This is a genomic window from Candidatus Poriferisodalis sp. (assembly GCF_965215815.1).
Lineage (GTDB): Bacteria > Actinomycetota > Acidimicrobiia > Acidimicrobiales > Poriferisodalaceae > Poriferisodalis.
Genome location: NZ_CBDCEO010000013.1, coordinates 578,624 through 602,391 on the forward strand (window position 1 = coordinate 578,624; position 23,768 = coordinate 602,391).

At 63.9% G+C, this 23,768-nt stretch carries 22 protein-coding genes; 14 read left to right on the plus strand and 8 right to left on the minus strand.

Annotated elements, in window-relative coordinates; all coding sequences use genetic code 11:
* Window positions 1-36 precede the first annotated feature (36 nt).
* The 9 genes from ACOOHB_RS12435 (at window position 37) to ACOOHB_RS12475 (ending at window position 9,938) form a co-directional block, all read left to right on the plus strand.
* A complete protein-coding gene (locus ACOOHB_RS12435; protein ID WP_420445157.1) occupies window positions 37-858 on the plus strand; it encodes a phytanoyl-CoA dioxygenase family protein in 822 nt (273 codons plus the stop codon).
* A 260-nt stretch (window positions 859-1,118) separates the two neighbouring features.
* A complete protein-coding gene (locus ACOOHB_RS12440; RefSeq protein ID WP_420445158.1) occupies window positions 1,119-2,702 on the plus strand; it encodes an ABC transporter substrate-binding protein in 1,584 nt (527 codons plus the stop codon).
* A gap of 35 nt (window positions 2,703-2,737) precedes the next feature.
* Entirely contained in the window at window positions 2,738-3,703 is a 966-nt protein-coding gene (locus tag ACOOHB_RS12445) for an ABC transporter permease (protein ID WP_420445159.1), read from the plus strand.
* Window positions 3,700-4,659, plus strand: a complete 960-nt coding sequence (locus ACOOHB_RS12450) for an ABC transporter permease (protein ID WP_420445160.1) — start codon at window positions 3,700-3,702, stop codon at window positions 4,657-4,659. The genes ACOOHB_RS12445 and ACOOHB_RS12450 overlap by 4 nt, the downstream gene beginning before the upstream one ends.
* Window positions 4,659-5,663 (plus strand): ABC transporter ATP-binding protein, encoded by a 1,005-nt coding sequence (locus ACOOHB_RS12455; protein WP_420445161.1) that lies wholly within the window; start codon window positions 4,659-4,661, stop codon window positions 5,661-5,663. The genes ACOOHB_RS12450 and ACOOHB_RS12455 overlap by 1 nt, the downstream gene beginning before the upstream one ends.
* Entirely contained in the window at window positions 5,660-6,448 is a 789-nt protein-coding gene (locus tag ACOOHB_RS12460; RefSeq protein WP_420445162.1) for an ABC transporter ATP-binding protein, read from the plus strand. The genes ACOOHB_RS12455 and ACOOHB_RS12460 overlap by 4 nt, the downstream gene beginning before the upstream one ends.
* Window positions 6,449-6,457: 9 nt before the next feature.
* Window positions 6,458-7,228: an SDR family NAD(P)-dependent oxidoreductase gene (locus ACOOHB_RS12465; protein ID WP_420445163.1), complete on the plus strand. Its 771-nt coding sequence runs from the start codon at window positions 6,458-6,460 to the stop codon at window positions 7,226-7,228.
* Between the two features lie 243 nt (window positions 7,229-7,471).
* Window positions 7,472-7,897: a hypothetical protein gene (locus tag ACOOHB_RS12470; protein ID WP_420445164.1), complete on the plus strand. Its 426-nt coding sequence runs from the start codon at window positions 7,472-7,474 to the stop codon at window positions 7,895-7,897.
* Between the two features lie 466 nt (window positions 7,898-8,363).
* The gene (locus ACOOHB_RS12475) at window positions 8,364-9,938 is read left to right on the plus strand and encodes a fibronectin type III domain-containing protein (protein ID WP_420445165.1); all 1,575 of its coding nucleotides are present in this window, start codon (window positions 8,364-8,366) and stop codon (window positions 9,936-9,938) included.
* Between the two features lie 171 nt (window positions 9,939-10,109).
* Here the strand turns inward: ACOOHB_RS12475 and ACOOHB_RS12480 are convergent, their stop codons facing one another.
* Both ACOOHB_RS12480 and ACOOHB_RS12485 read right to left on the minus strand, forming a co-directional pair.
* Window positions 10,110-12,776 (minus strand): fibronectin type III domain-containing protein, encoded by a 2,667-nt coding sequence (locus ACOOHB_RS12480; protein WP_420445166.1) that lies wholly within the window; start codon window positions 12,774-12,776, stop codon window positions 10,110-10,112.
* A 250-nt stretch (window positions 12,777-13,026) separates the two neighbouring features.
* The gene (locus ACOOHB_RS12485) at window positions 13,027-13,668 is read right to left on the minus strand and encodes a hypothetical protein (RefSeq protein WP_420445167.1); all 642 of its coding nucleotides are present in this window, start codon (window positions 13,666-13,668) and stop codon (window positions 13,027-13,029) included.
* Window positions 13,669-14,082: 414 nt separating this feature from the next.
* Between ACOOHB_RS12485 and ACOOHB_RS12490 the strand changes: the two genes are divergently transcribed.
* On the plus strand, window positions 14,083-14,220 hold the full coding sequence (locus tag ACOOHB_RS12490) for a hypothetical protein (RefSeq protein WP_420445168.1): 138 nt from the start codon (window positions 14,083-14,085) through the stop codon (window positions 14,218-14,220).
* A gap of 79 nt (window positions 14,221-14,299) precedes the next feature.
* Window positions 14,300-15,592, plus strand: coding sequence for an ISL3 family transposase (locus tag ACOOHB_RS12495; RefSeq protein ID WP_420445169.1), 1,293 nt, complete (start codon window positions 14,300-14,302; stop codon window positions 15,590-15,592).
* 174 nt (window positions 15,593-15,766) lie between these two features.
* On the opposite strand, the gene ACOOHB_RS12500 is transcribed toward ACOOHB_RS12495, so the two are convergent.
* Together ACOOHB_RS12500 and ACOOHB_RS12505 are read right to left on the minus strand one after the other, a co-directional pair.
* Window positions 15,767-16,723, minus strand: a complete 957-nt coding sequence (locus tag ACOOHB_RS12500) for a succinylglutamate desuccinylase/aspartoacylase family protein (protein WP_420445170.1) — start codon at window positions 16,721-16,723, stop codon at window positions 15,767-15,769.
* The gene (locus ACOOHB_RS12505; RefSeq protein ID WP_420445171.1) at window positions 16,720-17,808 is read right to left on the minus strand and encodes a pyridoxal-phosphate dependent enzyme; all 1,089 of its coding nucleotides are present in this window, start codon (window positions 17,806-17,808) and stop codon (window positions 16,720-16,722) included. The genes ACOOHB_RS12500 and ACOOHB_RS12505 overlap by 4 nt, the downstream gene beginning before the upstream one ends.
* Window positions 17,809-18,153: 345 nt before the next feature.
* Here ACOOHB_RS12505 and ACOOHB_RS12510 point away from each other — a divergent pair, with 345 nt between their 5' ends.
* Entirely contained in the window at window positions 18,154-18,891 is a 738-nt protein-coding gene (locus ACOOHB_RS12510; protein WP_420445172.1) for an acetoacetate decarboxylase family protein, read from the plus strand.
* Window position 18,892: 1 nt separating this feature from the next.
* On the opposite strand, the gene ACOOHB_RS12515 is transcribed toward ACOOHB_RS12510, so the two are convergent.
* Both ACOOHB_RS12515 and nagA read right to left on the minus strand, forming a co-directional pair.
* Entirely contained in the window at window positions 18,893-20,044 is a 1,152-nt protein-coding gene (locus ACOOHB_RS12515; RefSeq protein ID WP_420445173.1) for an aminotransferase class V-fold PLP-dependent enzyme, read from the minus strand.
* A complete protein-coding gene (gene nagA / locus ACOOHB_RS12520) occupies window positions 20,041-21,261 on the minus strand; it encodes an N-acetylglucosamine-6-phosphate deacetylase (protein WP_420445174.1) in 1,221 nt (406 codons plus the stop codon). Before nagA ends, ACOOHB_RS12515 begins: the two co-directional genes overlap by 4 nt.
* A gap of 155 nt (window positions 21,262-21,416) precedes the next feature.
* Here nagA and ACOOHB_RS12525 point away from each other — a divergent pair, with 155 nt between their 5' ends.
* Window positions 21,417-22,286, plus strand: a complete 870-nt coding sequence (locus ACOOHB_RS12525; RefSeq protein ID WP_420445175.1) for a phytanoyl-CoA dioxygenase family protein — start codon at window positions 21,417-21,419, stop codon at window positions 22,284-22,286.
* Window positions 22,287-22,376: 90 nt separating this feature from the next.
* Window positions 22,377-22,769: a nuclear transport factor 2 family protein gene (locus ACOOHB_RS12530; protein WP_420445176.1), complete on the plus strand. Its 393-nt coding sequence runs from the start codon at window positions 22,377-22,379 to the stop codon at window positions 22,767-22,769.
* Between the two features lie 108 nt (window positions 22,770-22,877).
* On the opposite strand, the gene ACOOHB_RS12535 is transcribed toward ACOOHB_RS12530, so the two are convergent.
* Both ACOOHB_RS12535 and ACOOHB_RS12540 read right to left on the minus strand, forming a co-directional pair.
* The gene (locus ACOOHB_RS12535; protein WP_420445177.1) at window positions 22,878-23,111 is read right to left on the minus strand and encodes a hypothetical protein; all 234 of its coding nucleotides are present in this window, start codon (window positions 23,109-23,111) and stop codon (window positions 22,878-22,880) included.
* A 273-nt stretch (window positions 23,112-23,384) separates the two neighbouring features.
* Complete coding sequence (locus ACOOHB_RS12540; RefSeq protein WP_420445178.1) at window positions 23,385-23,735, minus strand: hypothetical protein; 351 nt, start codon at window positions 23,733-23,735, stop codon at window positions 23,385-23,387.
* Between the last annotated feature and the right edge of the window lie 33 nt (window positions 23,736-23,768).

Consider the following 23,768-nt stretch of genomic DNA (forward strand, 5'->3'; position numbering starts at 1 on the left):
CGTCGAGGGTTCGAGAACGCAAGGCAGACACGGCAGATGAGACAGTCGTACGACGCAGACGGCTACGTCTTCCCGGTGGAGGCGATGACCCCAGATCGCGCGGCCGAATACCGGGCGATGTTCGAATCGGTCGAGGCCGCGCACGCTGACGACGCCGTCATGAGCAGGATCTTGCGGGGAAACCCGAATACCGTGCTCCCGTTCATCGACGAGATCACGCGCCTGGCGTCGGTGCTCGAGCCGGTCAAGGCGATTCTGGGCGACGACCTCCTGGTCATCAGTGCCAACTTCTTCATCAAAGAGCCCGCGACGCCCGCGTTCGTGAGCTGGCACCAGGATCTGACGTATTGGGGATACGACGACGCACACGAGGCGACCGCGTGGGTCGCGTTCAGCCCGTCGACAACCCAGAGCGGCTGCATGCGGTTTGTACCCGGGAGTCATCGGTGTGAGATCGTCGAGCATCGCGACACCTTCGAAGAGTCGAACATGCTCTCACGAGGCCAGGAGTTGGCAGTTGAGGTGGATGAGGCGGACGCGGTCGATGTGACGCTTGCGCCCGGCGAGATGTCTGTGCACGACGGCCGTTTGTTCCATTCGTCGAATCCAAATGCGTCAGCTGACCGACGCATCGGGTTGGCCATTCGGTACGTCGCCCCATCGATGCGACAGGTGTCAGGCGTGACGACGTCGGCACATCTCGTTGCGGGCGAGGACAGATACGGACATTTTCGGCTCTTGGAGCCGCCCAGCGAGGTGATGGCGCCCCGCGACGTCGAGAGCGCTGTGACGGCGATCGCATTGCAGGAACGGATCGGTTACGAGGGAGCCATCGACCGGGGCAAGCGCATCACCTGACTGTCGGCCCACGGCGTTTGACCGGGGGTGGTGATAGAACTACGGTTCTAATCAGTGAAACTCAGGTTTCAGTGATGGCACCTCTCAAGGTGGCAGCAATGCCGCTGAGAGCGGTATCCATCATGGGCCAACACTGTTCGAACAGTCACTGGCAACGACGTGACCAATCTGGCGTGAAGACCCAATTCAACAAGCTGGCCGCTGCGATCCTGAACGGATTGTGAGGCAGCGTGAATACACGATCCAGAAAGGATCACCTCATGAGGACCAACAAACGGAGTTGGCTGATTCTCAGTCTGCTCATGGCGTTCGCACTGTTCGCAGCGGCTTGCGGATCAGACGACGACGGAGGTTCGACCGCGGATACGGCCGCCGCCGCCGCCGATGAACCCGCTGACGAACCCGCTGACGAACCCGCTGACGAACCCGCTGACGAACCGGCCGAAGTCCGGGAGTTGACTCTCGCTGTCGCGCAGGAGCCGGCGAACTGGGATTACGTCACGAACGGAGCGACGGCCATCAAGACGCCGCTTCTCTACAACGTCGTCGAGACGCTTGTCGAGAAGCAAGCGGACGGCAGCGTCGCTCCGATGCTCGCCGAGAAATGGACCGTCAACACGGACGGGACCGTTTACACGTTCACGATCCGCGAGGCCAAGTTCCATGACGGCAGCGATCTCGACGCCGGTGATGTGGCCTATTCGCTCGAGTACAACCGAGGGGGCGAGGGGGACATCACCACGCCGTTCGACGCCGTTGACACGATCGAGGCGGCTGACGACCGAACGGTCGTCGTCACGCTCACTCAGCCCAGCCAAGCGTTCCTCAATGGCATGGCCAGGATCAGCTCGGCAGTCGTGCCCGAAGGTACCGGCGACGACATCGCCCAAGGCCCAATCGGTACTGGCCCCTACATCTTCATCGAGTGGAAGCCTGACGTCTCCGTTGATATGGATCGGTTTGCCGACTACTGGGGCGACCAGCCGTACTTCTCCGACGTCACGTGGCGCTTCATCACCGACGAGACCGCAAGCCTGAACGCATTGCTCGCTGGTGATATTGACGGCGTAGCAGGAATCCTTGGCGAGGGCATCGATCGCGTCGACGAAATCGACGCAGAGGACGACTTCAAGATCCTGACTGTCTCAGGATTCGAGATCTCGTACCTCAGCCTGAACGCGACGGCGGAGATCTTCCAAGACCCGTTGGTCGTCCAAGCGGTCAACCACGCCGTCGATCGCCAGCCGATCGTCGATGCCGCATTCGCCGGGCTCGGGAAACTGACGTGCACCTTCGTCAATCCGCCGAACGAGCCGTGGGCAAGCGACTACTGCCCCTATGAATACGATCCGGCGAAATCCCGCGCACTGCTTGAAGAGGCCGGGGTCCCGGGCTTGGTGATCCCGTTCAAGTACCTGACGATCGCCGAGTTCCCGCCGATTCAGGAAGTCGTGACTGCACAGCTGAGCGAGGCCGGCTTCACCGTCGAGCTCGAAGGCCGTGAGCTCACCACCTACATCGATGAGATACTCGGCGAGACCGCCGACTACACGTTCACATCGTTGAGCGGTCCAAGCACGATCGATGCCTGGAAGTGTCCTGGCTTCTTCACCCTGCACTGCGATCCGGTGTTCGATCAACTGCTGAACGACGGGGACGCAGCTGTCGACTCGGCGGTCACGACCGAGCTGCGGCGACAGGCGGTGGAGATGCACGCCGACGCCGGCTTCCTGATCCCGATTGTTGCCAAGCTCCAAGCTGTCGCTGTGCGTGCCGATCTCCAGGGTGTCAAGCTGTTCACCGCTGGTAGTGAATTCGACCTCGGTTACCTGTCCCTCGAGTAGAACGAGGAACCAGGAACCACGGAATAGGACGATGAATGGTTCGAGTTCTGGTTCGCGCCATCATCTCGTTGTTGGCGTCCGCCTTCATGGGCTCAATCATCGTCTTTCTCCTGTTGCGGATGCTCAAGGGTGACGTCGCAACCGTCATCCTTGGGCAGACCGCAACCCGTGAGGCGCTGGAGGCGCTACGCGCCGAGATGGGGTTGGGCGCACCCCTGTTGCAGCAATACCTGGAGTGGATAGGCGGCGTACTCCAAGGCGATATGGGCACGTCCTATGCCGCAGAGTTCGACATCGCACACGAAATCTGGGTTCGCGTGCCCTTGACCTTCACGCTGGCGTTCTCGTCGTTGATCATCTCGGTGATCGTCGCTCTCGTGCTCGGGACCTTCTCGGCCATTCATGTCAAAGACTGGCGTGGCACCTGGGTGGACATCCTGTCCCAGATCGGCATTGCGATTCCGTCGTTCTGGTTGGGCCTCTTGATGGTCACCTTGTTCGCCGTGCACTTGGGATGGCTGCCCGCAGGCGGGTATGTCCCGCTCACAGAAGACTTCGTGAGAGGCGCCAAATCGTTGACGCTGCCGGTGTTCGCTCTCGCAATACCGCTGAGCGCGGTGCTCGTTCGCTACGTGCGCTCAGGCATGCTTGAAGTCTTGGATGAAGACTTCATCAGAACTGCTCAGGCCAAGGGTCTGACGCTGAGGCGAGCTGCGTGGCGCCACGGGATTCGGAACGCATCGATTCCGCTCGTGACCATCACCATCCTTCAACTGGGCTCGTTGCTGGCCGGTGCGGTGGTCATCGAAAACGTGTTCACATTGCCGGGGCTCGGTCGCATGCTGGTCGTGGCCGTCGGGGGGCGCGAGCCATTGTCCGTCCAGTCGCTGGCGCTGGTGCTGATGCTCATGATCCTCACGCTGAACTTCCTGATGGACATCGCCTACGGACTCTTGGATCCACGTATCCGCGATAGCGGTCGATCGGCCCCGATGGCATGACCGACCAACCGCCATCGCCTGAGGAGTCGGCACCTGAGGATTCGGCGTCCGAGGATTCGGCGCCCGAGATGTCCGCGCCGCACGCCGATGAGCTCGAAGTGTTCGAGAGTGCCGGTAGCGCTTCGAAACGGTGGATGCCGCCACAGCTTGTGATCGGTGGCGTCATCGTTGCCGTCATCGTCGTCGTCGGTCTCGTGTCGCTGTTCTGGACGCCGTACGACCTCGACAAAGTCGATGTCCCGAACCAGTTCTTGCCCCCAGGATCAGACGGCTATCTCCTGGGCACCGACAAGCTCGGTCGCGATATGACGAGCCAGATCATGGCGGGCGCACGAAATTCGTTGCTGGTCAGCGTTGTCTCGACGATCGCGTCGATTATTCCTGGCGTGCTGTTCGGTTTGGTTGCCGCCGGAGCCCGCCCGTTCCAGCAGCGGATCATGAGCCGCGTGACCGACATCGGCATCGCCCTCCCCGGAATCTTGGTGGCACTCGTTCTGGCCACGTCGCTCGGACCGGGTAACACGACGGCGATCATCGCCATCATGTTCTGGTTGATCCCGACGGTTGCCCGAGTCACCATCGGGCCAGCGCGCCAGATCCTCTCACGCGACTTCGTCGAGGCCTCTCAGGCGTACGGCCGGACTCGAAAATTCATCCTCTTCCGACACGTCCTGCCCAACATCGGCCCGCTCATCATCGTCCAGGCATCCGTCATGTTCGCGATCGCGATCCTCGTCGAGGCCGCGTTGTCGTATCTCGGCATCGGTGCGCAACGACCGACCCCATCGTGGGGCCGTCTGCTGAAGGAAGCCCAGCCACTCCTTGATCAGGCCCCCTATCTCATGATCATCCCCGGGGTCTCGATCATGGTCGCCGTGATCGGCTTCAACCTCCTCGGCGATGGCCTGCGCACCTATCTCGATCCGCAGCAGACCGCCAAGGGTGCTGGTGTGTGATGCTCGAAATCAACGATCTGTCCATCTCGATCGGGGCACACCAGATCGTTTCGATCGAGCACTTGTCGATTCCGGCCGGTCGGCGCCTCGGGCTTGTCGGCGAGTCTGGGTCGGGCAAGACGATGACCGCGATGAGCATCATCGGCCTTTTGCCCCGCGACGCAGTGGTGACCGGCTCCATCAAGTTCTTGGGCGTCGAGATGGTCGACCGGTCCGAGCGTGATCTGTCCAATATTCGAGGTTCCGAGATTGGCGTCATCTTCCAGGACCCGCTGCGGGCGCTGAACCCGACGATGCGGGTCGGCAAGCAGGTCGGAGAGGCTCTGCGACTCCACAACACGGTGCCTTCCAGGGACGTGAAGAAGCGAACTGTGGAACTCTTCGAGCAAGTCCAGCTGCCGAATCCTGCAGTCTTGGCCCGCAGGTATCCCCATCAGCTGTCAGGGGGCCAACAGCAGCGAGTTCTCATTTCCATGGCCATCGCCTGCGACCCCAAGCTGCTGATTGCCGACGAACCCACGACTGCCCTGGATGTGACGGTTCAGAAGGAAATCCTGGAACTGCTGGAGCGCCTGAGCGCTGAAAGAGGCATGGCGGTTCTGTTCGTCAGCCATGACCTTGGTGTGATCGAGGCAATCTCGGATCACGTCGCAGTTCTCTACGGCGGGAGCCTCGTCGAAACGGGTCCAGCCGACGACATTGTTGCCTCACCGTGCCATCGCTATACCGAGGCGCTCATCAGCGTCAACCCCGGCCACCCCGAAGACATCAACGCCTCCCTCGGCAAACCGCTCGTCACGATCAAGGGCTCCGTGCCCCCGTTGGGTGCATTCTTGCCGGGCTGTCGGTTTCGAGGCCGTTGCCCACACGAGATCGAGCAGTGTGCAGTCGAACCGCCGATTACCGAGATGACGGCCGAGCACTCGTTCAAATGCTGGAACCCGGTTTCTGCAGCGATGGCCATCGGTTCGGGCGACGCTGCACTGGCGAGCGAGCGCCAATGACCCTTCTGCTCGAGGCCAACCAGCTCTACTTCGACTATCACGCCCATCTGCGGCGGCGCGACCCCAACGCGGATTGGACGCTGCGCGACATTGCCGTCACGATGCCTGCAGGCTCGACCGTCGGCATCGTCGGCGAGTCCGGGTCCGGCAAGTCGACCCTCGTGCGGCTCTTGTGCGGCTTGCTCGTTCCCTCGAGGGGCCGCATCACCTTCGACGGCCGATCAGTGAGGGACTGGTTGTCGCAGGATCGTCGCGAATTCCACCGCCGCAACCAGATCGTCTTTCAGAGTCCTGCCAGCTCGCTCGACCCTCGGCTGCGAATCAAGACCTCGCTGTCCGAGCCGACGAAGGCGCTGGAACAGCGCAAGCCCGAGGCAGCGGAACTCCGCAACTGGCTCCAGGATGTGGGACTCAGCGGCGAAGTTCTCTCTCGCTATCCGCATCAGCTCTCAGGTGGACAATTGCAACGGATCGCCGTGGCCCGGGCGCTCTCGGTGAGACCCGATGTTCTCTATGCAGACGAGCCCACCAGTGCCCTTGACGTGTCTGTCCAGGCCCAGGTGCTGAATCTGTTGATGGGGTTGAAGCAGCGCCACGGGTTGACGCTGGTGCTCGTTTCTCATGATCTCGCCGTGGTCGCACGCGTGTGCGAACAGATCGTCGTGCTAAAGGACGGGCAGGTCGTCGAGGCCGGCGGGACCGCTGCGGTGATGACCGATCCCAAGACCGACTACACCCGCACGCTGGTGGAGGCCTCTCGAGCCACCAGCTTGGTGAGGTCCTAAGGGGGCACAGTGGGAAGACTTGACAATCGCGTCGCACTGGTGACCGGAGCATCGCGTGGCATCGGGGCCGCGGCCGCAGAGGCGTTCGCCCGTGAAGGCGCCAGTGTGGTGATCAACACGATCCCCGACGAACGCATGGACGCCATGGCGTCCGACGTCGTGTCTCGTATCACCGACGCGGGGGGTGCCGCCATCAAGGTGGTGGCCGACATCACAGTCCCAGCGCAAGTCGAGGCGATGGTCGCCGACGCCCAGAGTGCCTTCGGCGATGTTGATGTGCTCGTTGCCAACGCTGCGTATGCGAAACGCTCGGCGTGGAACGAGATTTCCGTCGAGCAATGGGACCGCACGATGGCGGTCAATGTTCGCGGAACCTTTCTGTGCGCCAAGGCGGTGCATCCGGGAATGCTCCGGAAGGGGCGAGGGAGCATCATCACGGTGACGAGCGTCACGGTCGATCTGGGCATGGCGGGGAGCCTCGACTACGTGGCGTCGAAGGCAGGGGTCATCGGCCTCACTCGGGCCTTGGCTCGCGAAGTCGGCAGAGATGGGATCCGGGTGAACAGCGTGATGCCCGGCGCAATCAGAACAGAGTACGAAGTCGAAATCGAAACAGAGACAGAGGATGAACTTGCCAAGCGTCTGGCCGAACTCCAGTCCCTCCCGCAACGGGGTTATGCGGAAGACCTCGCGGGCACATTCGTCTATCTGGCCTCCGACGACAGCGCCTTCGTGACCGGCCAAGTCGTTGCCGTGGACGGTGGTTGGATTCACCACTAGATGAGTGATTCCCAGAGGTTGGTGGCCGTAGGCGACGAGTGAGCAAGCCAAGCCGGGGTTGATCGTCGCCTCAGTGGAGCGCGCGCGAAACCCGAAGTGGTTCAATTTGAGCTTGCAATAATGGTTATTTGTGTTCTCATCGCAGATCTCCCAAAACTCCGATGAGGCCGTTTGAATCGCCCTGAATCACCCCGGGTTGGTTGGAGGCTCCTGATCTTGGATACGAGGATGGAGTCATGCCACATGAGATGTCGCCTGGGAAGCCGACGACGCGTCGGCGGGGTCACGCTGGTGGTGGCCAACGGCTGGTCGCCGCCCGACATCGGCGCGGCAGCCGCGCTGGCCGCGCGCAGCGGCCGCTCCGCGGTGATCTACACCTTGCCCCACAGGCTGCAGGTTCCTATGAGGTCACGTCGCTCGTTCCGGACCGGTCGCAGCTGGCCCGAAGCCTCAGCGGCGCTGCTGCGCGACTATCAGGTCGCCCGAGTGATCCTCATCGGGGGCACAGCAGCGATCAGCCAAAGCACGCAGGACATGATCGCCGCGGTGACCCACGCCAGTGTCTCGCGGCTCACCGGCGCCGATCGTGTCCACACCGCCGCCCGCGCCGCCCGCCGCATGTGGCGCGACGAAACCGCCCGACAACACACCCACACACTCGCCGCTTGACAAGGGAGCGTCCGACAGGCCCCGCCACCCGAGTACAGCGGTTCTGAAGGCCTCGGCTCCATCGCAGCCGCCAGCGTTGAACCCGACTCAGCGTTCGAGTCAGCGCCGCGCTGGTGGTCGTGGTGACAGGCCCTTTGCAGGCGAATTCGCGCGTAGATCGCGCGTTGTTGGGTGGATGTGCGGGTTGCCGTCGGTCGCGGCGGTCGTTTTGTCGGCGAGGCGGTCGGGCACGCCCGTCGGGGCCTGTTCGTGACGGCGGCCGCGCAGCATGGTGTCAGACGATTTGTTGTCCAACGTCATTTTGCGCGGTTGTTTTCGAGCTGTCTGTGACGGGTTTGGTGGTGTCGCTCCACGGGCACATTCGGGCCGCCCCGACGCTTGGTGTCTGGTGTGCCAGACACTTTTGGCCCGCTGGCCGAGGCGAATACTGTTCTGGTCATAGTTCGTCTTATAACTGGAGTTAGCCATGAAGGTTCGCTGTTGGCCTCGAGGATTTCGTGCTGCTGTTGGGTTCGCAGTGGTTGCCGGGGTGTTGTTGGTGCCGTCTGGGGCGTTCGCCGGCGCGGAGGAGGTCCGCGTTGCGGTGTCGGGGGTGACCGTGGCGGCTGGCGACAGCGCGGGCGATCTGTCGGTCGTGTGGGATGCGCCGTCGCCGGCGCCGGCGGAGTATCGGGTTCGCTGGGCGCCTGAGGGCGAGTCGTTCCGGATCAGGAGCGATTCCGATTGGAATGCGTTCCCGTCTGAGCCGTCGCTGGTGGTGTCGGGTCTGACGCCCGGGGGTTCCTACAGCGTGCAGGTGCGCGCCAGGTTCGGGCCCGGGGACAACTCGCCGTGGAGCGACACCGCGACCGGCACCGCCGCCGCTGAGGCCGCGCCGGCGCCGACCATCGAGGCGCCAGACGCGCCGCCGTTGCTGGCCCAGCCTCAGTTGGCTGCGCCGGAGTTCCCGCCGGCCACGATGGAGGACTGCCGCCATTTCATGGCCGAGGGCAGCCCGCAAGGCGACGTGCTGGAGTGCGCGGTGAACCCGTTCGGCGTCGCCGCCTACACCGAGCGCGGCGAGGTTTGGTTCGACTGGTCGGCGTGGGAGGCCGACCAGGCCGCTGTTGTGGTCCGCTATTCGATCCAGCAAGTCGACATGACCCAGCGGTCGAACTTCAGGGACGCCCACACCAAGGAAAGCGTCCCGCCCTGGACCGAGGGACAAGGTCAGATACGCGCGGTTCCGGGGGCGAAAAGCTGCCTTCCGCGGAGCACAGACAACGGGATGACCTGGGCGTGGCAGTGCACGAGCCCTGTGCGTGACTCCGGGCCTGTGTCGCTGCTCAACGCCGACGATGGTGCCACCTTCCTGGTCAATCGTGCTCCATCGGGTGAAGGCGACACACAGATGACGCTGATGACGGTGCCGAGCCGGGATCCGTCGGGACACAACGACCGGCTGACCGCGGCCGAAGTCGCAGACACCGTCGAGACGATCGCGTTCGAGATGACGATCCGGCTGCTGCGGGTCACCGCGCACTTCGACGACGCCAGCACCCACAGCGGCTACACCGTGGTGACCGCAGGCCACCGCAACGTTCCCAAGACATCGGTGTCGGAGAACCATTCGGATGTCAACCACAGCGCCTACGACTTCTCCGACTCCACGCGCACAGCGGGATACCTCCAAGCCGACGGCGACCCCGCCACCGGCAGCATCGGTTCTGCCAGCGACGGCGACTGGCTCAGGCTCGAGCTCGAAGCCGGCAACTCCTACCGCATCGACGTCAAAGGCGCCGCCGCAGCCGACTACGGCGGCACACAGCCCGACCCGCTGTTCAGGGTGCGGGACCACAACGGGGACGTCCTCGCCGACACCGCCATGCTCGACCCGACCTCAGGCCACGACCTCGCCAACAGCATCGGCAGCGACGACGGCGGCGTCGACAACAACGCCAGCCTCACGCTCACCGTCATAACGCCTGGCACCTACTACATCGACATCATCAGCCGAACCGACCAGACAGGCACCTACACCACAACACTCACCACCTTTTGAGCATGAATCGAACATCACGCCTCCACCAAAGTCAGGGACCCCCACCCCAGCGCCGACATTCGACGCATCACCGGCAGCACCCGAACCGACACCGCCGCCCGCGCCGCCCGCCGCACCCTCGCAAACCCCTGACCGCCCACCCGGTCATCTCGCCGACGCGCTCATGACGCATCAGATACTGACCGTCAGCGTCAAGACATCAAGGCGCGTGCCGTCAGCCGCCGACAGAATCATGATGTAGTAGGTGGTGTCGGCCACCAGGCCTGTCACCAGATGGGTGCAGCACACCGCCTCGAACTGGGCGTAGAAGCTAGAGGGAGTCGGCGGAGACGTGAACACCGCCACCCCGTATTGCTCGGCGCTTACGTCAGGGTCTGCAAGTTCGTCCCATGCCAATTCGATCCACGAGGTGCCTTGGTCGGTCACCCGGAGGTTCTCGACGACTGGCTCTGAGGTGTCGTTGATAGTGATGCTGACCGTGTGCACCGCTGAGGTTTCGCGGATACCGGTGCCGGAGAACACCCGGACGCTCACTTCGAGCACTCGAGGCGGCAGCACACGCTCGTAATCGACAATTGCGTTGTGGCCATCCCAACCACGGAACCACAGCGCACCTGAGCTGTCGATGCCCAGGACGAACCAATCCTCGTTCTCGTGATCTACGAGGTCAGAGTCATGGTCGATTGGCTCATATCCGGTGATGCTGTCCTGGGAGTCGTCGTCGACTGCTGTGATCTGGTATGCCAGCATCTCGCCTTCGTCCACGGTGACGTTGGCGGCGCTGGTGATGCGAGCCACGGCGTTGGGGACTCGGGTCACCGACGGTGACCAGGGACCCAGGCCGTCGTCATTGCGGGCACGCACTTGGAACTCGTAGGAGTTGCCTTCGGACAGGTCTGAGATGGTGGCAGTGCGGTCAGTGCCGTTGGACTGCTGGGTGTGCCACACGGTCGCGCTCGATGTCTTGTATCGCACCTCGTAGCCGGTGATCGGCGGGCCGGTGTTGGCGGGTTCGTCCCACTTGATGGTCACCGATGACGTGGTCACCTGAGGCGCTCGCGGTGCCTGCGGTGTTGCGGGTGGCTCGTCGACATCGGTGACGGTGACGGTGATGGTCTGGGTGTTCGTGCGCTCGCGCGTTCCGGTTCCGCTGATCGCTTCGACCACGACCTCGTAGGAACGCTGGACTTCGAAGTTCAACGGTACGCGCATGCTCAATTTGTCGAAGTCGCCGCGCGTGCCGAACTGGAAGCTTCTTGCGTCGTTGCCTCCGCTCACCGTGTAGGCCACGATCGTGTCGCTGACGTCGTGATCGACCGCTGTGACCTGGTGCAACAATGCGGAGTTCTCAGCGACGCTCACCTCCGATGAGCTGGTGAACGTCGGCAAGCTGTTGCCCGGTCCCGATGTTTCCAGTGTCTTGGCCGTGCCGCTGCTGGACCAGCCGCTTTGCCCCTCTGCGTTGATTGCTCTTACCTGGAACTCATACCAGGTGTCCTGGCTGAGGCTTGTGACCTCGATGCTCGTCGTACCCAAGTCGTTCTCGGTCCAGGTTGTGGCGCCCAAGAGGCGGTATCGCACGTTGTACCCAGTGATCGGCGGGCCGGTGTTGGTGGGCTCGGCCCAGATCATCGTCAGCGACGTCGCCGTCGCCGTGGACTCTGTCGGTGCCGAGGGCACCCCGGGCAAATCGGTGTTGACGACGGTTCCGCCGCCTCCGCCTCCGCCTCCGCCTCCGCCTCCGCTGCTGCTGCTGCCGCCGCCGCCGCCTCCGTTGTCGGGTTGTTCGGTGGTTTCGAGGTAGTCGTCGACGGCGGTCTGTGCGATGGCGGCGTTGCCGCCGAACACGTACACGGTGACGCCGTCGAGGTTCTTTGAGCGGACCCGGTTGATGTAGCTCGCGGTCAGGTTGGGCACCTCGTGGGTCCCCGAGAGCACCAGCGCCGCGCAGCGCCCCGCCAGCAGCGGTCCCGCCGCGAACGCGTCGAAGGGCACATCGGCACGCGCCAGGCCCAGCTGCGCACGCCGCGGGCAGCCATCGACCATCTGGGCGGCGGTCAACGCAGCCGTGCGCGTCGCGGTGCCCACACGCGTCGCGCCCGCCACGCGCTGCACACCGATCCCCAACGCCGCCACCGCGTCGGACACCTGCGCGGCCAACGCCGCGGTGCCGCCCAGCACCACCGCGTGATCAGCCCCCGACCGGCCCAGATACGAGCTCACCGACGGATGCAACGCGTCCTGGGGGCTCAACAGCACCGGATGGCCCCCATGAGCCGACAGCGGCCCTGCCACCAGCGCATCGGCGAACACCTCGCCGCTGGCCACCAGCACCGTGCGGCCCTGGGTCCCCAACACACCGGGCGCCCCCAAACGGCGAGCCACCGCCACCGACGTCTCATAGCGGTCCGCGCCCCCCACACGCTCCACCGACACACCCGCAGCCGCCAACTGCGCGTCCACCCCCGACGACACCGCAGCCCCCGTCGAGATCACCAACGCACGCGACACACCCGTGCGCGCCAAGAATTCCAACGCGTCCGCGCGCACACCGCCAGAAGGCGTCAGCACCACCGCGGCGCCCAGCTCGCCCGCCGCCGCCGACGCCACCACCGCATCAGGCCAGCTCTCGCCCGAAACCACCACCACCCACTCCAACGAACCCCCCGCATCAGCAGCCACCGCCTCGGCCACCAACAACGACGTGCCATACCGATCCGCACCCCCCAAACGCACCACCTCCACCGCGCCCAAATGCTCAGACGCACCCACCGCAGCCACCGGCGCCACACCCGCCAGACACACCACCGCCAACGAGACAAACACACGACGCCACATACACGCCAATGCTACAAGTAAATATAATAATGATTACTATCCCGCGGCTCGCGACAACTAACCCCGCATTCGAATGCAAACGCCTAGATCACAACCTTCAGACGCGCGCCATTGATGGGCAAGAGGCGGTGCGTGTGAGAGGACACTTAGGCTGAGGAGGAAGGTCTGGCGCTGCTTCGGCACCGAAGCTTGACCGGCTCAGACGTGCGTAGTCACCGGTAAAACGCTTGCGCCATTGGCAGCAACGGTGCTACAGCCGACCCAAGCACCCTTGCCTCGACAATTCGTTCTTGTGCAGCGTATTGTCCAATGCAATGTGGCCATTGTCGGCGAGATAAACTTGGTAGCCGCGAGTCCACATGAGGCGGTCCGACCAACCGCTCCAAGCATTGCTGCCTCCAAATTTCACGCGGACTCGCATCCTCACCCCGTCGCCGGGATCGTCAAAAGCATAGGTACGTCGGTGCGACTGATTAGACATCTCCATCATCGCCGAACCACCGAATGTCTCCCATAGGGACCATCCTTCAGACAGGCCCGAGTGGTTGGGGTCGCCGGTTGGATATGGCTTGTTCGATACCTCGTCCCCCGACGGGGCCGTGTGGGTCTCTGAGCCTTCGCGGATACTGTGCTGCACTTGGTAGTGAGTTTGACCAGAAGCGCGCCATTTAGCCTTCAAAGTCACATCACAATAGTGATCCGGGCTGCTGGGCGCGGCAGTGGTTACCCGGTCATGAGGACTCATCGACAAGGACTGCGACCAGTATTGAAGCCGGCCCGCATCGTGCGTGGCTCCAGCTGGTGCTTGCGGAATCAGCGCAGCGAGCAGCAGCGACACGGTTACCGCGGCCACGAGCCGGCTCGCACGCTTCTTGCCTGCTGAAGGCTTCATCGATGCTCCTGAAGGTCATGCCGGCATGGGAGAATTTGCATAAGCATAATGGCAACTATTAGAACGCAAGCGCCATGAAGCACCGCGCGCGCATCTTCACAGTGATGTAGAGACTCGGATTGTTGAGTCACGGCCGGGGTGGCCGTGCTCTGTTGACGGCAGTAGGCGATTTCGTGGTCGGCAGGACAGCGGTGGTGTGGCTGCCGCGGCCGGCGCGTTGGTCCACTGCGGCACCGGCAGATCCTGTGCCGGACGCGGGTGGGTGGTCGCGGCACGGCTGCAGATTCTCCGGTTCCCCGATTCGGGAGGAAGCAAGTTCGGGCCGCTCTGCTCGCTGTCGTCGCCTTCGCGACGGCTGGGGCGCTGTGGCTCGGCAGCGCCACCGTGTCGTGCGCACAATCACCCCTGCCGGTGATGTCGTTCGATGCATTCGGCCCGAGCGATGCTGAAGTCGAAGGCCAAGCCGTCGAATTTGCCCTGAGCCTGTCCCAGGCAAGCACAACCGATATCGGGGTGACCTATTCGGGCGCTTCGTCTTTGCGCGTGGAGTAGTTGGGTGAGGGTCCCGGCCGGATAGGGAGGGATCCCCCAGAATCGGTGGTGTTCGATGCCCCGATTCGGGAGGATCCCTGTGGCTGTTGACCTTACGCGTGCGTTGTGGTTGATCGTCGGTCTGGGTCCTGGTGTGGCGGTGTTGGGGGTCGGGGGCCGCCGGGGCGGCCCGCTGGAGATCGAGGTGGCTCTGACGGGTCGTCCGTGCTGTGGAGGCTGCGGGGGACCGGTGTGGGCTCACGGCGAGAGCTCGGTGAGCCTGGCGGGCCTGCCGGCGTTCGGCCGGTCGGTGCGGCTGGTGTGGAACAAGCGCCGCTGGCGCTGCCCCGACGGATCGTGCGCGGTGTGCACGTTCACCGACCAAGAGCCGCGGATCGCTCCGCCCAGGGCGCGGGTGACTGCTCGGGCTGCGCGGCACGCGACCCGCCGAACGGGTGCTGGGCGAGCCGTCAGCGAGATCGCCGCCGAGCTGGGCATCGGCTGGCACACCGTGATGAGAGCGGTGCATCGGTGGGGCCGGGCATTGCTCGAAGCGGACACAGAACGCATCGACGGGGTCACCGCGTTGGGCCTGGACGAGATCTTGATGTTCCGACGCGGCCGATACCGCCGAAAGCACTGGGGAACCACTGTTGTGGACGCCCGAAGGGGCGTGCTGGCCGACATCGTGCCTGGTCGCAGCGCTGCGGGGGCGACCAGATGGATCCGTGCCCGCACGGTGCGATGGCCCAAGCGAGTGCGCTGGGCGGTCATGGACCTGTCGGGCCCGTATCGCAAGGCGTTCAGCACGGCACTGCCGCACGCCAAACAGGTCGCGGACCCGTTCCATGCGGTCAAGCTCGCAAACACGACCGTCGACGATGTGCGCCGCCGCGTGCAGAACGAGACCACCGGCGGGCGCGGCACCAAAGGCGACCCGCTGTACCGGATACGGCGGCTGCTGCTCACCGCAGCCGAGCGCGTCACCGACACCGGCCATGCGAAGCTGCGCGGCCTGCTCGCCGCCGGGGACCCACGAGGCGAGGTCCGCGACGCGTGGCACGCGAAGGAGACCCTGCGGCTCGTCTACCGGGTCCCCAGCCGCAAGCTCGCCGTCGAAGCGCTCGACGAGCTCGCCCGCGATCTCCAAGACGAAGCGTTCAGCCCCGAGCTGAACCGCCTCGGCCGCACTCTGCGCCGCTGGCGGACCCAGATCACCAACTGGCACCGATCACACGTGTCCAACGGACCGACCGAGGCCGCCAACAATCTGGCGAAGCTCATCAAGCGCGTGTCGTTCGGGATCACCAACTTCGAGCACTACCGCATCCGCGTCCTGCTCTACGCCGGAAAGCCCGACTGGAGCCTGCTCGACACACTCACTCCACGCTAAAACGCGAAGAGCCCCTATTCGACGATATTAGGGTTACTGAAGGAGTTGACTATCGAGCAAATGGACTCGAATTGGGACTCCAAGTGAGCATTGCTGTGGACGATACATAGCTTGTTGTCGATGTGTGTACGCTCCCTGAAAATCAACATTGACGAATATGTGGGCGAGACCATTTCATTTGAGGTCAATCCCGGCCCGGCCGCGATAATCGACATTGCTGTCGCTGGCAGCCAGGCAGACGACGAGATCGTCGCGGACCACGGGTGGGCGTCGCTTGACGGCCATCACCCAGGCGTCTTCCGGGGCACGCACCTCTTCGAGTACCTGCCCGCCGGAGGTGACGACCGTTCCCAGGAGCTGACCAGCTTCCACCTTCGCTCCACCCGCCAGATCGGTCAGGAACTGGCCCTCGTGGCGAACCGAGATCATGTCGCGATCCAGATCGCCTCCGCCGGTGACGCCGATCGGTGCGCTGGCCGGATCGGGCGGTGCGCCGGTGACCATGTCCATCATGGCGAGGACGCGTCGAACGCCGGTGACGTAGGCGTCGACCGAAGCGGAACTCACCGGCCCGCCGCCTGGGCATTCGACGTAGATGGCCTGATCGACCACGCTGACCGAACGGCCTTCTGTGCGGCCCGGGTGACGCCACAAGAACTCTGCGCCGAACGCCGAGGCTGCCTGTTTGGCCAAGGAGTCAGCCGTGATCGTGTCTGCTTGGTAGCCAGCCAGGAACGGCATGTCGTAGTCCTGACCCGACGTGTGCAGATCGATCAACAAGTCCGCTCCGGAGAGAACCTCGGTGAAGAGGTGGTGCGCAATCTGGGCGGTCGCACTGCCGCTGGAATCTCCCGGAAAGACCCGTGCCAGGTTGCCGCCGTCGATGGAGCTGATGCGACTGTCGGCTTCGAATGCCGCCTCGTGGCAGATCGGCACGATCGCGATACTGCCGCGGGTCAAACGGGTGTCGTCGATCGCCAGCCGACCCGCTGCCAAGACGCCTTGGGTCTCGTCGCCGTGGATTCCGCCGAGCACCACGACGTTGGGACCGTCTTCGACGGCCGAAGCAGTCCACACATCGAATCCGCCAGCAGTTCCTGCCGAGACCCTTCGCCGCGTGTGATCGATCATGGCGAGTCCTCGAATTCTGCGAGCACGGACCCAATGTCGGCGGCCGTGATGTGGCGCGGGGGGTTGTCGTCACCAAGTCGTGCGGCCGACACCGCATCTTTGTGCCCTGCACCGGACAGGATGACGATCACGTCGTCGTCGGCCGCAATCCGGTGCGCTTCCAGATCGGACAGAACCCCGGCGAGTGCGGTGGCGCCCGCCGGCTCGACGAACAGCCCCTCTTGGCGGGCGAGGATCCGCTGGGCATCCCAGGCTTGTTCATCGGTCACCTCGACCACGTGCCCCCCTGTGTCGGTGATCGCGGTGGTGGCGTCGAAGTCGAACAGGACCGGTACCTGGAGTCCCGAGATGGTGGTGGTGAGCGCCTCGTCGAACGGATCGAGCGTGCCTGCGAGCGCTCGATTGAGGGTCGGGCAGCCGGCGGGTTGCACGCCGATCAAGCGCGGAATCTCCTGGCCCGCGCCCACTCCCACGCCCATGCGCCGGTAGCCCCGCCAAATGGATGCGAGCAGGCCGCCGCCGCCGATCGGAACATAGATCGCAGTTGCCGTGGCACGTTGTTCGATCAGTTCGAACGCAATCGTCTCAGCGCCGCGCATGGCTTCGGGGGCGTAGCGCGCACCGGTGAGGAACGCGAGCCAACCTTGCTCGGCGGCCATTGCGGCGATGCTCTCCGCCGCGTCTAGTGCCCCGCCGGTAGCGGAGCCCAACTCGGCGACGATGTTCGCCGTAGCTCCGTGGGCCACGATCTGGCCCAATTTGCCATCGACGATTCCCGAGATGGTGAACAAGATGACGGGGTATCCGGCTCGGGCGCCGTAGGCCGCGATCGCAGCCCCACCATTGCCAGACGAGGTACCGATGGCACCGACGAGCCCGTCCCGGACAATGATCGCGCTCGACATGGCCGCGATTCGGTCCTTGAACGAGCCGGTGGGGTTCTGATACTCGGCCTTGAAGGAAACCGTGGGACCACCGGGCCCGCTCAGCTGCGAACCGGTGGCGTGCAGCAGCGGCGTGTCGCCCTCTCCGAGGCTGACCGCGACTGACGGATCAATCCCGAGAAGCTCGGCAAAACGCCACATCGCGGGATGGTAACCGCGGGGCAATGATCGAAGGATCGGGAGGATCGAAGGAGCGGCGAGCATCGGTGCCTGAGCGCCCCGTTCCTGGGCATCCGTGGGCTCGACGTATGCGGGAGCCCACGGGTCGGGTCCACCGGTCAGCTGTGGCGTCGAAGATGCTCCGCTACTGCGTCCGACCCGCTCCCGAAACCACGGGCCCCGATTCCCACCTGCGACATCTGACCGACATGGGCCAGCAGTCCAGAGCGATCGGGCGGTTGACCGTAGACGTCCATCAGTTGGAAACCTAGGCGCAGGTGTGGGCTACGGTTGCTCACTTTCGACACGCCAGAGACAGCCGGTCCCATGGCCATTCCTCTCGACCAGATCACGTCGATGCCGGCGTTCTCGCCGTACTTCCCGGCACCACCGGCGCGCTATCGAGGCGCCAAGTTCCAGCACGTCTACTTTCGGGCGAGTCTCGACGCGATCGACAGGGTCCTGCCGGAGTGCTTTGAGCCGAGCCCCGACGGCATGTGTGACGCCATCGGCCTGACCGTGCCGTGGTCTGCCAACTACGGCGCATTCGACGAGAGCGTCCTGTCGGTGAAGTGCACCTATGAGGGCGCCGAGGGCTGGTTCGCGCCTGTCGTGTTCCTCAACTCCAAGTCCAGCATTCCCGCGGGCCGCGAGATCTACGGCACGCCAAAGGTGTACGCAGACTTCGAGATCGCGTTCGATGAGCGCGTCATGTACACGAACACGTTCGTCGGCGGGACGACACTGATGAGCGTCCGCTCGACAATGCATCGCGAGGCGACACCCGACGAGATGCCGCCCGGCGAACCCGCGTGGCGGCTCAAGGTGATCCCTCGCGCCGACGGCAACGGCGTCGACGTGATGCAACTGATCGACGTCACAGGTGCGACCACCGACGTGGTGGTGCATGTTTGCAGGGCGGGCGACGGCGTGGTGCAGTTCAACCCTTCGCCCGTCTACGACCTGTCGGACTTCACGCCGCTCGAGTACTTCGGCGCTTACTACATCGAGCTGGATATGACCGAGAACTGGGGCGAGATCGTCAAGGATTTCTTGGCGGATTGATTTACGTTCCCGGGGCTCGTCGGGCAGATCGTTCGATGACGGCGAGGAACCGGTCGAGTTCTTCTTGGGTGTTGTAGAAGGTCGGGTCGCAACGAATGCCGCCGAGGAAGGTGCCGCAATAGATGCGCTCGGCCTTCAGTTCGAGGTGAACTTCGGCGGCATTGGGGATTCGGAAGAACACGATGCCCGCCCGATCGGCGGCGGGTAGCGGCGTCCAGATCTCAAGGCCCAGCCGGCTCAGCTCGTCCAACAGATACTGCGTCAGGTCCCTGATTCGCCGTTCGATGAAGGTTCGTCCGATCTCGTTCAACAGATCGACGCCGGCCAAGGCTCCTGCGACGCCGACAAGATTGGGGATGCCCCCTTGGAATCGGCTCGCGTTGTCGTGCAGTTCGCAATTGCGCACGTCCCAATCGTCGACGTTCGCAGCTGACATCCAGCCGACGGTGGGCGGCGTCGCACCAAGATGCTGATCGGCCACGTAGAGGTATCCGACACCTGTGGGTCCCATCAACCACTTGCTCGTGGTGCCGGCCAGGAAATCCACGGGTGTCGCACCGACGTCGACGTCGATCACGCCCAGCGCTTGCGCCGCGTCGACGACCAGCGGAGCCGCGGCTGCCTGAGTCAGGTTCGTCAGCCGTGCCAAGTCGTATCGGAAACCGCTCCCGACGGTGACAGCACAGATGGACACGCATGCGGTCTCGGTGTCGATCGTCGCTTCGATGTCCTCGAAAGCGACACGTCCGGCTCGTTGCTCGACGAACCGGATATCGGGTATCGCAGATTTGCTCGCGAGCCACTGATACGTGCTCGACATGAACGCCAGATCGGTGAGCACCACGTTCTGCTCGGGCGTCGGGGCGAGAATCTGTGCGGCGAGATTGAGGCCGGCAGTCGTGGATTCGGTGATCACGATGTTGTCCGAGGTGGTGTGGAGTAACCCTGCCAGCCGCTCCTTCAGCAAGACGAATCGTTCGTACCCGAGGTGGAAGGCATCTTCGCCTCCTCGTGCGCATTCGTCGACCACGTTGTTCATCGCCGCGGCCACCGGCCGGGCGATCGGATGGATGCTGCCGTTGTAGAGATACGTCCAGTGATCCACGACGGGGAACAGGTCGCGCAGGTCTGCGATCGTCTGCTCGTCGGTCATCGGAACGCCTCTGGTTCGGTCGAGAACACGAGCTGACCCCCGACAAGCGTGTGCTGGACGTTGCCTTCGGGATCGAGCACCGTGATGTCAGCGTCTTTGCCCGCAGCGAGGCTGCCTTTGCGGTCGAATATCCCGAGTGTGCTCGCGGGCGCCTCGGTCGCCATCACTAGCGCGACATCCACGGGGACAGAGGCCACAGTTGCGAGATTCCGGACAGCGCTCGACATCGACATCACGCTCCCGCAGAGCCAACCGCCCGCAAGCCGCGCCACATCCTCATCCGCGCTCGTCACCAGCTCCTGGCCGTCGCTCATCTGATGGACGCCGGGTTCCAGACCGGCTGCGTACATCGCGTCGGTGATCAACGCCAGGTTGGCTGCGCCTTTGCACCGCAATGCGAGCTTGACCAGTGCTTCGTTCACGTGGGCGCAAGCCGAATCGCACAAGATGTCAGCGGTGAGGTCGTCGTCGACGAGGGCGAGTTCCTCCAGACCGACTCGCCTGGTTCCGTCGTAGCTGTTCGATTCCTGCAGTTGCCTGGGTACCATGGCGTTGAAGAGGTGAGTGACATGAGTGGCGCCGGCGCTTCGGGCCGCTGCATAGTCAGCCTGTGTCGCGTCCGAATGGCCGAGTGACACGACGGCGCCTGCGGCAGCAAACCGCCTGATTGCCTCGATGGCTCCGCTTTGTTCCGGGGCGATCGTGACCATTGCCAGCGCTCCACCCGACGCTTCGAGCAGCACCTCGACGGCATCGGGGGTTGCCTCCACAACGAAATCGGGACGCTGGGCGCCGTATCGGGGATTGAGGAATGGTCCCTCGAGGTGGACGCCTCCAATGGTGGCGCCATCGCTGACGGGCCCGGAGGCGGCTTGGATCTTGGCGGCCGAATCGACCATTGCGGACAACTCGTTCGTCATCAGCGTCGGCAAGAAATAGGTGCACCCGCCGCTCGCCACATGACGGGCCATGCCGACCGGGTCGTCCTCGGCGTAACACCCACCCGACCCATGGATGTGCACGTCGATGAAGCCAGGCGAGATGATCCGATCGGGCACGTCAACGCGACGTGCGTTCGCCGGAATCTCGATCCCGCCGCGCGGGCCTGCGGCCAGAATCTTGTCGCCTGCCAGCAGGACGACGCCCTCGTCGGTGACGGTTCGATCGATCAGAACTCGGCCTGCGATCGCCAGCGGGCGCACATCGTCTGCCGACATCTACTGGCCGCCCATGGGAGAGCCGTACACCTCATCGGGCGGCTGCGACACGTTGGACTTGCCCATCACGCATCCCCCCGGAACTCACTTTGCTTGGCGCCGGCCCTCACGCTAAACGACAGGCTTGGCTGCGGCATCGGCCCTATGGTTTGGGGATGACGACCGTCATGACTCGTGTGGACGTGGCGTTGTACGAAGAACAGGGCTATCTGGTCGTACCGGACGTCCTGGCCGAATCGGAACTCGAACCGATCCGCCGTGAGCTCGAACAACTAGTCGACAAGGCGTCGGACGTAACCGAGAACGACGACGTGTACGACCTCGAGGACGACCACACCCCGGCGGCCCCGAAGGTCAGGCGGATCAAGAACCCTGACGCGGTCATGCCGAGTGTGGCGGCGCTGCTTCGCCATCCTGTGTTGCTGGACGTGCTGACCCAACTGCTCGGACCGGGAGTTCGTTTCCAGACCAGCAAGCTCAACATGAAGGCTGCCCTCGGCGGCTCAGCGGTCGAGTGGCATCAGGACTGGGCGTTCTACCCGCACACCAATGACGATCTGCTCGCCGTCGGGGTCCTGCTCGATGACGTTGACGAGACCAATGGGCCGCTGTGTGTGCTGCCAGGAAGTCACCGCGGTGAGATCTTCGACCACCATGCGAATGGTTACTTCAGCGGAGCCATCGACCCGGTCCAGAACCCGATCGATTTCTCGACGGCCGTCCCGTTGGTTGGCACCGCGGGTTCGATGACGTTTCACCACGTGCGAGCCGTGCACGGCTCGGCCCCGAACCGGTCGGCGCGCCCACGGAATCTGTTGCTGTTCCAGTTCGCAGCGGTCGACGCGTTTCCGCTGGTGCATCCGATCGGCGATATCGCCAGCTTCGATCGGATGATTGTTGCCGGTGAGCCCACGATCGAGCCACGAGTGACGTCAGTGCCGGTTCGGATGCCGCTTCCGCCCGCACCCCTAGAAGGCTCGATATACGAGATCCAGCGGGCAATGGCAAACCGGTTCTTCGTTTGAAGGTTCGCGTCGCCGGCTTGCCGGAAACGCTCGGCTGAGGGACACCTCGGACAGCGGCCGGGATGCAGGCAGGTGCCGTAGGGTCACGCCATGGATACTGCTGACCGCCTCGAACTGCACGAGCTGCCGGGCCGCTACGGCGACATCATCGACGACCGTGACTGGGATCGGCTGGGAACGATCTTCACCGACGATGCGGTGTTCGACCTGACCGATCTGGGTGCGCCGCGGCTGGAGGGCCTGACGGCGATTCGGGATTTCATGGCCGACGAGGCCGAGCATCCCCGCACCCACACGATGACCAACATCTACGTGAACGAGACGGCGGACGGTGTGGAACTGAAGTTCCGGATCCTGGCCCTGATCGGCGGCGGCAAGGTCGGGACCGCCTCGTATCACGACCTGGTGGTGCGCACGCCCGACGGCTGGCGCGTCAAGGACCGCATGCTCAAGCGCCGCCGCACCCAGGTGTACCCGGACTGAGACGGTTCGGTCCTCGGGGACGGGGTCAGTCGGTGGCTGGAGCGCGGTCGGCGAGCCACTGTCGCCAGCGGGGCTCATCTCGAGTCGGAACTCTTGCAGGCGAGATGGTTACGTCAGCGCAGGCTCGAGCCGGATGCTGCACACTCGTACGCCTGGAACCGACTCGACGGCCTGGCGCGCTGAGCACAGCGCTTCATCGAGCGACGGTGCCTCGCGGTCGAACTCGACGGTGTTGTGGCCGATAGTCGCATCGGTGCAACCAGCCTCGTAGAGAGCTTCGAGTGTCTCCCACCTCAGCAAGTCCGTCCCGTCGGTGACGATCTCAAAATGGTGTGTGGCCATCAACCGTCTTGCCTCCGCCCGCACTTGCCGATCAGCGACAGCAGCCTACGCGCCTCGTTGCCAGCGCTGGCCGGCGTGCTCGATATCGACTTGCTGCACTCCCTGTGCCCTCGCGGGCAGCGCGCTATCCCCCAGGCGTGACCGGCGCGGCCCTTGGGTCGCTTGATGGTCCAGCCAGCAGCCACGAGTGCCTCGATCGCCTTGCGCACATCCTTGTCCGGATGTTTGCCTTGCGACACAGATTGAAACTATACAAAACACACTGACAATCACTCATGGTTTTGGGGCAAGACTTCTGCTGCACCACACAGCCGCGTCGACACGGTGTTCGAGTTGACCGACTTGGGTGTACGTCGTGAGACTGTTCGCCTTGGCGGAGACGGCGTTCTCGCCGATGTATCCCTGTCTTGCAATCTCGTCGATGATGACGGCATAGACATCGCCGGCAACGTTCAGCTCGTCGCCGCCTGGGTCGTCCCCGCATCCGGCGAGGCCCAATCCAAGCAGCATCGCAACGACAAGGCCGAGCGGCCAGGGGCGGAACCCAATGCTGGCTCGTTTCGGATTTCGGCGGTCGTCGACACGCCATTCGCCGGTTCGGTGCAAGCGAGACAGGTGGTTCATGATGCACTCTTCCTGCTGCGAGCCGCTCATCAG